This window comes from Alistipes senegalensis JC50 (assembly GCF_025145645.1).
GTDB lineage: Bacteria > Bacteroidota > Bacteroidia > Bacteroidales > Rikenellaceae > Alistipes > Alistipes senegalensis.
On sequence record NZ_CP102252.1, the window covers coordinates 3,167,675 to 3,179,478 of the forward strand.

At 54.2% G+C, this 11,804-nt stretch carries 7 protein-coding genes; all 7 read left to right on the forward strand.

The features are described from left to right. The first annotated feature begins 1 nt into the window (after nucleotide 1). The 7 genes from NQ519_RS12705 to NQ519_RS12735 all read left to right on the forward strand — a co-directional run bounded on the left by NQ519_RS12705 (nucleotide 2) and on the right by NQ519_RS12735 (nucleotide 11,679). Nucleotides 2-2,047 (forward strand): glucosidase family protein, encoded by a 2,046-nt coding sequence (locus NQ519_RS12705; RefSeq protein WP_026076533.1) that lies wholly within the window; start codon nucleotides 2-4, stop codon nucleotides 2,045-2,047. Further along, on the forward strand, nucleotides 2,047-4,521 hold the full coding sequence (locus NQ519_RS12710; RefSeq protein ID WP_019150781.1) for a beta-glucosidase: 2,475 nt from the start codon (nucleotides 2,047-2,049) through the stop codon (nucleotides 4,519-4,521). The genes NQ519_RS12705 and NQ519_RS12710 overlap by 1 nt, the downstream gene beginning before the upstream one ends. 148 nt (nucleotides 4,522-4,669) lie before the next feature. Next, nucleotides 4,670-6,382 (forward strand): glycoside hydrolase family 16 protein, encoded by a 1,713-nt coding sequence (locus NQ519_RS12715; RefSeq protein ID WP_141418229.1) that lies wholly within the window; start codon nucleotides 4,670-4,672, stop codon nucleotides 6,380-6,382. Between the two features lie 111 nt (nucleotides 6,383-6,493). Continuing rightward, nucleotides 6,494-9,607, forward strand: coding sequence for a glycoside hydrolase family 2 TIM barrel-domain containing protein (locus tag NQ519_RS12720; RefSeq protein WP_019150780.1), 3,114 nt, complete (start codon nucleotides 6,494-6,496; stop codon nucleotides 9,605-9,607). Between the two features lie 227 nt (nucleotides 9,608-9,834). Further along, nucleotides 9,835-10,434, forward strand: a complete 600-nt coding sequence (locus NQ519_RS12725; RefSeq protein ID WP_019150779.1) for an RteC domain-containing protein — start codon at nucleotides 9,835-9,837, stop codon at nucleotides 10,432-10,434. Nucleotides 10,435-10,656: 222 nt separating this feature from the next. After that, nucleotides 10,657-10,839 (forward strand): hypothetical protein, encoded by a 183-nt coding sequence (locus tag NQ519_RS12730; RefSeq protein WP_083871060.1) that lies wholly within the window; start codon nucleotides 10,657-10,659, stop codon nucleotides 10,837-10,839. 9 nt (nucleotides 10,840-10,848) lie between these two features. Continuing rightward, complete coding sequence (locus NQ519_RS12735) at nucleotides 10,849-11,679, forward strand: FimB/Mfa2 family fimbrial subunit (protein ID WP_019150778.1); 831 nt, start codon at nucleotides 10,849-10,851, stop codon at nucleotides 11,677-11,679. Nucleotides 11,680-11,804 lie beyond the last annotated feature (125 nt).

The following is an 11,804-nucleotide window of genomic DNA, read 5'->3' on the forward strand; positions in this document are numbered from 1 at the left end:
GATGAATAGTAGATTTTTAGCATGTTGTCTGCTTGTTCTGGCCGTCGTGCCGGCATCCGGACAGCGCTGGCAGATCGGAACAGATCAGCGTCATATCGTTTGGCGGCCCGGAGCCGATCTTCCGCATGAAGACTGTGTGGAGATGACCGGCGAAGCGACTTCCCTCGTTTTGCGGTGGGGTGTCGATGAGCGGGGAGCGTTCCGCGAAGAGCGTTCCTTGATCTTTCCCTTGCTGCGTACCGTTCCGAACGATACGCATGCCAGCCTCGTGTTCCGTATGGCGACCGACATACCGTCATTGCTGAGCGTGGACGGCTTCGCCCTGCAGTCGGAAACGGTGGAGCAGGTGCGGTTCGATGGAGTGATGGAGGTGCGCAGCACGTGGCGAACGGGGCGGTCGAAACTGGGATTGGTGTCGGACTATGCTTCCGAACCTGCCGTGACGATGACCCAGACTATTTTTCCTTCCCGGACCCTGCCGTTGACATGCGAGCGTTATGTGCTGCGCAACAGCAGCCCGAACCGCACGCGTACGATCTATATCCCGGAATATATGCAGACGTTCGAAACCGATCCGGCGAAAGGTGTGGAGGGCAGTTACGTCCTGCGGGCCGATATTTCGGGCAGCGGACGTTTCGAGGTCGCGCCCGGCGATTCGGTGGTTTTCGATGCGGTGTTTCAGGCATACCGCAAGGGTGAAAATCCCCGACGTCCGGACGTCGCCGCGGAGCTGGCTGCGCGCCGTGCGTTCATACGGGAGGACATCGGACACAGCCTTGTGCTCGAAACGCCCGATTCGGTGCTGAATACGGCGTTCCATTTTTCCAAACTCCGGGCTGCCGAAAGCATCATCCGAACGCGGGGCGGATATATGCACGCTCCCGGCGGCGAGGTTTTCTATGCGGCGGTCTGGACCAATGACCAGTGCGAATACGTGATTCCGTTCTTCCCTTTTCTGGGTTATGCGACGGCCAATGAATCGGCCATCAACACATTCCGCCATTACGCCCGTTTCATGAATGCCGACTATCGGCCTCTGCCCAGTTCGATCATCGCCGAGGGTACGGACATCTGGAACGGGGCGGGAGACCGCGGCGATGCGGCGATGTGTGCGAACGGGGCGGCCCGTTACGCCCTTGCGCGTGCCGACCGCACCGAAGCTGAAGAGTTATGGCCGTTCGTCGAATGGTGTCTGGAGTATTGTCGTCGCAACCGGACCGCCGACGGGGTCGTGGCGTCGGATTCCGACGAACTGGAAGGGCGTTTCCCTGTCGGCCGGACCAATCTGGCCACCTCTGCGCTCTATTACGACGCGCTGTTGTCGGCTGCTGCACTGGGCCGGGAAATCGGTGTGAAACCGTCGCAGACGAACGCCTATTTGCGTCAGGCCCGGGAGCTGGCCGCGGCCATCGAACGGTTTTTCGGCCGTGACGTGGCCGGTTATCATGCCTACCGCTATTCGGAAATCAACGATAAACTGCGCGCCTGGATCTGCATGCCCCTCGTCGTCGGTCTTTCCGAACGTCGTGAGGGGACGGTTGCCGCGCTGCTCGGCCCCGAACTCCATACGGAGGACGGCCTGCTGACGGAACAGGGCGATTCGGTTTTCTGGGATCGCTCGACGCTCTATGCCCTGCGGGGTATTTTCCGGGCAGGCTGCGCCGATAAGGCGGGCGATTTTTTGCATCGGTTTACAGCTCGGCGCCTTACGGGCGATCATGTCCCCTATTTTATCGAGGCATGGCCCGAAGGCTCCGGTTCGATGCGGCAGCTTTCTGCCGAGAGCGGCCTCTACTGCCGTATTTTTACCGAAGGATTGTTCGGCATTCGTCCGACGGGATTCAGATCTTTTGAGATGACTCCTTCGTTGCCGGCCGCTTGGGATCGTGCGGCCTTGCGCCATATACGGGCTTTCGGGAGCGATTTCGACCTCGAAATCGAGCGTGTTGCGTCCGACAGGCTCCGCGTCACGCTTCGCCGGCAGGATAAGAACCCGCAAATCCATATCCTGAAGTCCGGCATGACACTTCGTATTTCGCTTAAATAATGTTTCATATGATTGTAAGGAAAATTTTCAGTTTATTGTCCCTCGTCCTCTCATGCGCAGCGATGGGGCAGACGATTACACCCGAAATAGAAAAGCGTGCCCTTGAGTTGGTTGCGCAAATGACACTCGAAGAAAAACTTGCCTATATCGGTGGCTACAACGGTTTTTTTATTCGGCCCATTCCCCGGTTGGGGATTCCGGAGATACGTATGGCCGATGGCCCCCAAGGGGTTCGCAACGACACTCACAGTACGATGTATCCATGCGGTATCGCGGCTGCCGCGACATGGAACCGGGAATTGGCCCGGACTTACGGCCATTCACTCGGTCAGGACGCCCGGGCACGGGGTGTCCATATCATGCTTGGCCCCGGGGTGAATATCTATCGCTCGCCGCTTTGTGGACGCAATTACGAATATTATGGCGAGGATCCCTTTCTGACGTCCGAAACGGCCGTGGCGTATATCGAAGGTATGCAGGCGGCCGGTGTAATGGCGACGATCAAGCATTTTTGCGGCAATAATCAGGAGTGGAACCGTCATAACGTTTCTTCCGATATTGATGAGCGGACGCTTCACGAAATCTACCTGCCGGCGTTTCGCAAAGCTGTACAGAAAGCCCGAGTCGGCGCTGTGATGTCGAGCTATAATCCGGTTAACAGCATACATACCACCGAAAGCCGCGAACTGATTATCGGCGTACTGCGGGAAAAGTGGAATTTTAAGGGTATCTACATGTCCGACTGGACTGCGACCTATTCTACTGTCGGAGCAGCCAATAACGGTTTGGACCTTGAGATGTCGTGGGGCCAGTTCATGAATCCGGATAAATTGCGTACGGCCTTGGCGACGGGAACTGTGACGGAGGAGACGATCGATGAAAAATGCCGTCATATCGTGCAGACGCTCATAGCTTTCGGGTTCTTCGATCGGGAGCAGCGGGATTGGTCGATCCCCGAAAAAAATCCCGTCTCTTCGGAAACGGCGCTCGCCGTGGCGCGCGAAGCCGTAGTATTGCTTAAAAACGATGGCGATATGCTGCCTTTCTCTCGAAAGATACGGAATGTGGTTGTGATGGGGCCCAATGCGACTAATATCCCTACGGGCGGAGGCAGCGGATTTGTTATGCCCTTTGAAACCGTATCTGTGGCAGAGGGGATTCGCAATGCAGATAAGCGCATCCGCATGAAGGTATTGGCACCTGAACTGTCTGTGGATTTAACGGCTTGGGGGTGTTTCTTTACGCCGGATGGCAAACCCGGATTGCGAGGGGAATTTTTCGCCAATCCGAAACTTGAAGGGAACGCCGTCGGAACGGTCGATGCCACTGCAATCGACTTTTTCTGGCAGAATGCTCCGATGGAGGGTGTGCCTGCTACGCAGTTCTCGGCACGTTGGACGGGAACGTTCATTCCGTCGGTTACGGGGCAGGCAGTCTTTCAGATCAGCGGTGATGACGGTTACCGACTTTATATCGACGATCGGGAGATTATTGCCGATTGGTACGACCATTTTATCACAATGAAGCGCGCATCGGTGGATGTCGAGGCGGGCAAAAGCTACAAGGTGCGTTTGGAATATTACAATGCCTGGGATTCCGGGACTCTCCGGATGTGCAGCGCTTGTCATTCGCCTATTTTACCGCAGCAGGAGATCGAATCGGCTGATGCCGTCATCTATTGTGCCGGCTTCGACTCTTCGACCGAAGGCGAGAATTGCGATCGTCCGTTCTCGCTGCCGCAACAGCAGTTGAAGGAGATTGCCGAAGCGGCGATGCTCAATCCTAATCTGATTGTGGTGGTCAATGCCGGCGGCGGGGTTGATTTCACACCAATAGTCGATAAGGCGCGTGCCGTGCTTATGGCCTGGTATCCGGGACAAGAAGGCGGTCGTGCGATTGCCGAGATCCTGACCGGTCGGATCAATCCCAGCGGGCGTCTTCCGATTACGGTAGAGCGTCGGGCGGAGGATAATCCGACGTTTGACAGCTATCGTGCGAACGTTGCTCAGGTTTACAACAGCCCGCTACGAGTCAGTTATGACGAAGGCGTTTTCGTTGGATACAGAGGATACGATCGGGCGGGCACCGAACCGATGTACCCGTTCGGCTACGGACTCTCCTATACGACTTTCGATTATGCGAATCTGAAGATGGAACGACTGGATGACGGGAATGTCGTGGTATCATTCGAGGTGACGAATACTGGTCGTTTCGCTGGTTCCGAGGTGGCGCAACTTTATGTTGGTGATGAGGTGGCCAGTGTTCCTCGCCCTGAAAAAGAGTTGAAGGGATATGAAAAGGTGCGGCTCGAACCCGGTGAAACGAAAAGTGTGGAGATTCGTCTGTCACCGGACGCCTTTGCTTTTTACGATATGAACCGCCATGATTTCGTGGTCGAACCGGGTGATTTCACGATTTCGGTCGGCGCTTCATCGCGGGATATTCGATTGAGCGAAAAGATTCGGATCGACTGATTGACAGCCTTACCCTTTTCTGTATCTCCAGCAGGAATTTGTAATGTTATCATTAAATAAGTTTTACATAATCTGATTTACTGCGGGTTTGGAAGATGGTCCCGAGCAGATATTTTTTGTCGAGTACTAACCGAATGGTTGATTGATTATGAAAACACGTTTTGGTATTCCGTTTTTTTTATTGATTGCAAGTTGTAGTTCGGATCCGACTGTCATGTCTGATGACTTTGTTGCAGGTCAATGTTATGACTTGACTGGTGATCCGACAACCGTGGGAATGCATTATCTGGAGTTTGCTGATGGTGGTGCCCCTTTTACCGAGGGTTTCTATTATGGTGGAGCGGAAAAAACATATAAAGTCCATGCCAATATTCCGTGGAAAGTTTCGACTAATCGCCGGGAAGCCGTAATTACAATCGTCGATAATGAGACATTTAAAGTAAAATTGCCCAAATCAATTGCTTGTGCGCCAAGGACACTTACGGTTACACTTTCTCCTTCAACAGAGATTTCAGAGGTGAGCCCGAAAACTTTCAGCACCGTGTGGGGATCTCCCGTTTGGAGTGGGGGTGATGGTTGGAGCCTTGACAGCGAAACGGGTTCGGCAACACTCACGATAAATAATGCGGCTGGTCGTCTTTTTTCTATTGATAAATATAAATACGGTTATTTCGAATGGACATTTTCGAACGTGAATATTTCTCAAGGGGATTTGTCTATTGTCGGCGGTAAGATAAATACTAATAATGAGCCTTATCTTATGTTCTCATACGGCAACAAAAATGCATACACAGCCTATGGTATGGTCAACAACCCGACAAAAATTTATTTTGGGAATGATAACGGTTGGCTTCCGCTCTATACAGCGATCTTCCAAGCAGGGTATCCGACTATCAATAATCTTAAAAAAATCCGGTTAATGATTACGCCATACGATGGAAAGGGTGGAAACTATGCTAAAGGCATTAGACGGCGTATTTGGATCAATGATGTATTGGTAATTGATGATTGGAATGGAGGTGATATTTGGCAAGGGACTCATGATGGGTTACCATACGATTTTGGTATTGATTCCGGTACGGGCATGATAACTTGCAATACGTTTGTCGCCGATCCTAATTATTGGAATTATTCCATACCCTCGGAGACCGAAAACGAAATTATTTTCTACGATGATTTCGACCAGGCAGACGGGTTGGATTACGATAGTTGGTCACATGTTCCGTATGGTACGGCAGCCTGGCAGATTTATATGTCGGGCAGTCCGGATCAGGCTTATGTCAAGGATGGCAAGCTGATTCTTACCATCGAGAAGAAAGACGGCAAGGTCGTTTCGGGCGGTATCAAGACTCAGGGCAAGAAATGGTTCAACAACTGTCGGATCGAGGTTTGTGCTCGTTTTGTCGAAGATGCAGGCAGCATAGGTCAGGCAATCTGGCTAATGCCGGAGCCTATGTACCAGATCTACCCGGGATGGCCTCATGGCGGAGAGATCGATATTATGGAACACAGCTATCTGAACGATTACGTTCAGCAGACGCTCCATTCCCATTATATTGATATTTATCAGGAAACACCGTCCGGGAAAGCTGCTTATGCAGATTACAACAAGGGAACGTTCAATGTCTATTCGGCGGATTTGACCGATGAAGAGATCGTGTTCTACACGAATGACAAGGAGACGATGCGTTATGCGAATCAGCATTTTCCGAACGAGTCGGAGTTGATGCAGTGGCCTTTCCGAGGGCAGTATTATCTGATACTCTCGATAGGTGCGGCCGGGCGTAGTGAGGTTCAGGATGCAGATATCCCGTCGTTTATGGAGGTCGATTGGGTTCGTGTAACCAGACTCGGCAACTGATGCGGATGAAAACTCAACTGTTTCTTCGAGGATAGGTGTGTTTTTAGGGTCACCTTCTTTTAGGTAAGGTAATTTTCTGCTTTGATTGTTTTCTTATTAATTATATAAATAATGAAAAAAGCTATCTTTTTTATTCTACTTTTTGCAGCTGCCGCAAATCTTTCAGCCCAGACTTTTACGGAATGGCACGACGCCGCGGTCAACGAAATCAACCGCCTGCCGATGCGGGCTTCGTATTTCGCCTACGAATCCGCAGAAGCCGCCCGGAAGGGCGACCCGCGCGTCTCGGAACGCTTCCTCGACCTCGACGGGACGTGGAAATTCTCGTGGGTCCGCAACGCCGACCAGCGTCCCGCGGATTTCTTCCGCACGGACTACGACGACCGCTCGTGGAGCACGATGCCCGTTCCGGGACTGTGGGAACTGAACGGCTACGGCGATCCGCAATATCTCAACATCGGCTACGCATGGCGCGAACAATTCGAGAACAATCCGCCTTACGTGCCGATAAAAGAAAACCATGTCGGCTCGTACCGCCGCGAAATCGAGATCCCGGCCTCGTGGTCGGACAAGCAGGTCATCGCCCGGTTCGGGTCCGTCACCTCGAACATCTACCTGTGGGTCAACGGACGGTTCGTCGGTTACAGCGAGGATTCGAAGCTCGAATGCGAGTTCGACATCACGCGCTTCGTGAAGCCCGGCAAGAATCTCTTCGCCTTCCAGGTCTTCCGCTGGTGCGACGGCACCTATCTCGAAGATCAGGACTTCTTCCGCCTCTCGGGCATGGGCCGCGACTGCTTCCTCTATGCCCGCGACAAACGCCATATCGCCGACGTGCGGCTCGACGCGGCCCTCTCGGAGAACTACACCCGCGGCCGGCTCGCCGTGGAGCTGGCTCTCCCCGCAGCGACCCGGGGCTGCACGGCGGAGGTGACGCTCACGGACCCCGACGGCAAGGCCGTGGCCTCTGAAACGGCGAAACTCTTCGGTACGATAGCCCGTCTCGTGCTCGACGCCGGGCGGGTGCAGCCGTGGTCGGCGGAGATTCCCGCGCTCTACGGCGTCACGGTGACCCTGAAAGACCCGGCCGGAAAAACGATCGAAATCATCCCCCTGCACACGGGCTTCCGCGAGGTGAAGATCGAGGGCGGACAGCTGCTGGTGAACGGGCAGCCGGTACTGATCAAAGGTGCGAACCGCCACGAAATGGACCCCGACGGCGGGTATGTGGTCTCGGAAGAGCGGATGATCGAGGACATCCGCATCCTCAAGGAGAACAATTTCAACGCCGTGCGCACGTGCCACTACCCGGACGACGCCCGCTGGTACGCGCTCTGCGACCGCTACGGACTCTATCTGGTGGCCGAGGCCAACCTCGAATCGCACGGCATGGGCTACGACGAAAAGACGCTGGCCAAGAATCCCGCCTACGCCCAGGCGCATCTGGAACGCAACATCCGCAACGTGCGGCGCAATATCAACCACCCGTCGGTCATCGTCTGGTCGCTGGGCAACGAGGCGGGCGACGGCCCCAATTTCGACGCCTGCTACGACTGGATCAAGGCTTACGACCCCTCGCGGCCGGTCCATTACGAACGTGCGGTCTACAACAACGGCGGCCGCAACACCGACATCGTATGCCCGATGTACTGGGACTACGACCAGTGCGAAAAATACCTCCGGAACAATCCCCGGAAGCCGCTGATCCAGTGCGAATATGCGCATGCGATGGGCAATTCGCTGGGCGGATTCGGCGAATACTGGGCGTTGATCCGCCAATATCCGCACTATCAGGGCGGATTCATCTGGGACTTCGTGGACCAGTCGCTGCGCAAAACAGGAAAGAACGGCGCCATGATTTACGGCTACGGCGGCGACTGGAACCCCTACGACGCCTCGGACTGGAATTTCTGCGACAACGGCCTGATCTCTCCCGACCGCGTCCCGAATCCCCACATGCACGAGGCCCGCTACTGGCAGCAGCCCGTCTGGACGACACTCGGCGAAGACCTGCGGACGCTGACGGTTTTCAATGAGAATTTCTTCCGACCGCTCGACAACTGCTACCTGCGCTGGACGGTGCTCCGCGACGGGGACCCCGTGCGCAGCGGCATCGTCGCCAACCTGCGCGTCGCCCCACAGCAAACCGCCGCCGTCGTGCTGCCGCTCGACCCCGAAACGCTGCCCGCCGACGGAGAACTGCTGCTCAACGTGGAATACCGCCTCTGCGACGCCGAACCGCTGCTCGCACCCGATCACCGTATGGCCTACCAGCAGTTCACGCTGCGTGCGGCGGCACCCGAGCCGCTCGCTGTCGCCGAACGCATGGCCGACCGCCACAATCCGATCGGCACGCTCACGGTCCGCGACGACGACCGCAACTACCTGATCGTCGAAAGCCCCGCCGCACGCATCGACTTCCGCCGCGCCGACGGGCTCATCACCCGCTACGAAGCGGACGGCATGCGCCTGCTCGACGCAGGGGCCGTCGTGGAGCCAAACTTCTGGCGCGCGCCGACGGACAACGACTTCGGGGCGAAGCTCAACGAGAAGAACCGTGCATGGGCCGATCCGGGGCTGACGCTGGTGTCGCTCGACCACACGCTGTCGGACGGCGTGGCCGTCGTCACGGCCCGCTATGACCTCCAACGGGTGACCGGACGGTTGGAGATCGAATACCGCATCGACAACGCCGGAGAGGTGCTTATCCGCCAGACGCTGCACGCCGCCGCGGACAAGGGCGAGCCCGATCTTCTGCGCTTCGGCATGCGGATGCGCCTGCCCGCCCGGTACGACCGCATCGACTACTACGGCCGCGGGCCGTGGGAGAACTACGCCGACCGCAAGGACGGCGCCCTCGTGGGCCGTTACCGGCAGACCGTGGACGAGCAGTTCTACCCCTACATCCGTCCGCAGGAGACCGGAACCAAGAGCGACGTGCGCCGCTGGCGGCAGCACGACATCGCAGGCCGCGGCGTGGAGATCACGGCCTCGGAGCCCTTCTCGGCCTCGGCCCTGCACTATGCACAAGAGGCGCTGGACGAAGGGCTGACCAAACAGCAGGGACATTCGCAGGAGATCGAACCCGACGACGCCGTATGGCTCTGCATCGACAAGGCGCAGTACGGTCTGGGGTGCATCGACTCGTGGGGCGCCCTGCCGCTCCGCGAATACCGCCTGCCCTACGGAAATTACGAATTCGAATTCAAAATAAGACCGCTATAAAAGAAGATATTATCTGCGTTCATCGCAATAATACTCCTCCGGACTATTGTGAACAACCAGAAATGAGATAATTTTTCTGTTATTGATAGCCCGCATTTATGATGCGGGCTTTTTTGTATTGGTTGTCAAAGTAGCTTTATAGGCATGAGTCCATGTTTAATATTATTTCGATGGCATTTTCATAATTAGTGTCAACGATTATAAATCAGTCTGTAATTTTTTCAATTATGAAAACGCTTATCGATACCCGTATATATGCGTTGCTATCTCATAATGAATCGAATCTATTAGAACTAACCCAGGCTTATAAAGAATTTATCGAGATAATGACTGAAATGATCGCTAATTGCAACGACCGGGATGAAATATTAAGAATACTGCATTACGGCCGGATTGAATTTGACGTATTATCTCATCCTATGTTCAATCAGTATGCAGATAATGTTTTAAGGACAACCTTTATATATAAAGTTATGTATATTCTCGACTGCGAAATTAATATTGTCAGCAATAGTATGAAATATGCCTCAGAACATGACTATTCGCCTCCGTTATCATGCCAGGATGGTGAATTGCTATGGATTGGAACGCAGCAGGAATTGCTGGAGCTTGCTGTTGCCATTCATAAAAGCGGGGTTATCATGCTCGGTGACCGAAAGGCTCGCTTTATCGAAATTGTTCGTGCGTTGGCCAATATATTCCATATAACGATCAACGATGTTTATGTCAAGAAAACCAAAATGCTGGACCGCTGTACGGCAATAACTCCTTTTTTGGATAAATTGAAAAAAGCCTATGAACAGGTCGTTGAAAAACATCTGCGGTAGAAAGTACGGAGGGGACAAAGACGAGGAAATCGGAAAGTTTTTCTCCAGTCGCAAAATTTTAACACATTATTTTTCAACTAATTATATTTTTCCATCTTGCAAAAAACTTTTTGATTTTTCCCGAGAGGCATCCGGAAAAGTGTATTTTTCAGTGATTTTGTATTATACATTTGCAGCAGAAAGCGATGCATAGTGCATCACTGCATTCAAAATCCAAATAACATGAAAAACATCCTTTTTGCCGTTGCAGTCTTCGCTGCCACATTCGTTTCCTGCAACAAGGAGACCGAAGTCGTATCTTCACCCAGCTCTTTCACCGATGGGGCACGTATCGCACTTACTCTTACCGATAATACCGCCGATACCCGCTCCTTCTTCGATTCAACAGCCTCGGCCGAGGTATGAGAGTCTTCGTTGTCGTCACTGTCGATTTTCGTCTTCGATAATGCCGACAACTTCGTTATTCGCCGGGATTTAACATCCAGCGAGCTGGTCGCGAAATCCGCGACCTTCTCGCTGCCCAAATCCGCGGCCGGCACCGAGTGCTCGTTCTACGCCGTGGCGAACTACGACGCCTCGTCGGCCAAGACCCGGGCGGCCCTTACGGCTCTCGTGGAGAACTCCGCCGCTGCCTACAACGGAACTTTCGCCGAGGTATCCACCGCAGCCAAACGTTCTGGCGGCTTCGTGATGTCGGGCTCCGTGACCAAGACCGTCGGCGCCGAGAATACCACTACGAACATCGGCATTACGCTCAAACGCACCGTCGCCAAGGTGGCTTTACAGACGACCATCGACCCTTTTTTCTCCCAGAAATACGGCGGTTCGCTTACCGTCAATTCCGTAAAACTCTCCAAAGCCGCCTCGCAGTCGCTCGTCGTGGCCGGGACTCCGATGCCCGGAACGATGACTTTCAGCCACACGCAGACGCCCGCCGCCGCTTCGGGAAAATACAATGCGCTGTTCTATTGTTTCGAGAACGGTGCATTGACTGCCGGCAACCGCGTCCTGCTGGAAATCAATGCCACGTACGATCTGGACGGCAATGCCTCGACCACGGACGACCGCTCGGAGGTGACCTATTCGGTGGAACTGACGGGCAAAGCCGCAGGTGAGATCCTGCGCAACGGCTACTACCGTGTCTCAGCCAATATCACAGGTCTCGTGGGTCAGGATTGCGTCGTATCGGTGACCGTCGCCGACTGGGAGACGCCTGTCACGCAGAATGTCGAATTGGGGGCATAGCTCTCTTGTTTCTGGCAGCTCCCGTCCCTCGCGGGCGGGAGCTTTTTTCAATCCCTTTTTCAGATTTTTCCGACTATGAAAAAATATCTGTTGATACTCGCTGCCATCCTGTTTCTGTGGGGCTG

Bases quoted from the DNA above. Each gene is read 5' to 3' on its own strand.
- NQ519_RS12705 (WP_026076533.1), top strand. From the start codon at position 2: ATGAATAGTAGATTTTTAGCATGTTGTCTGCTTGTTCTGGCCGTCGTG.
- NQ519_RS12710 (WP_019150781.1), top strand. From the start codon at position 2,047: ATGTTTCATATGATTGTAAGGAAAATTTTCAGTTTATTGTCCCTCGTC.
- NQ519_RS12715 (WP_141418229.1), top strand. From the start codon at position 4,670: ATGAAAACACGTTTTGGTATTCCGTTTTTTTTATTGATTGCAAGTTGT.
- NQ519_RS12720 (WP_019150780.1), top strand. From the start codon at position 6,494: ATGAAAAAAGCTATCTTTTTTATTCTACTTTTTGCAGCTGCCGCAAAT.
- NQ519_RS12725 (WP_019150779.1), top strand. From the start codon at position 9,835: ATGAAAACGCTTATCGATACCCGTATATATGCGTTGCTATCTCATAAT.
- NQ519_RS12730 (WP_083871060.1), top strand. From the start codon at position 10,657: ATGAAAAACATCCTTTTTGCCGTTGCAGTCTTCGCTGCCACATTCGTT.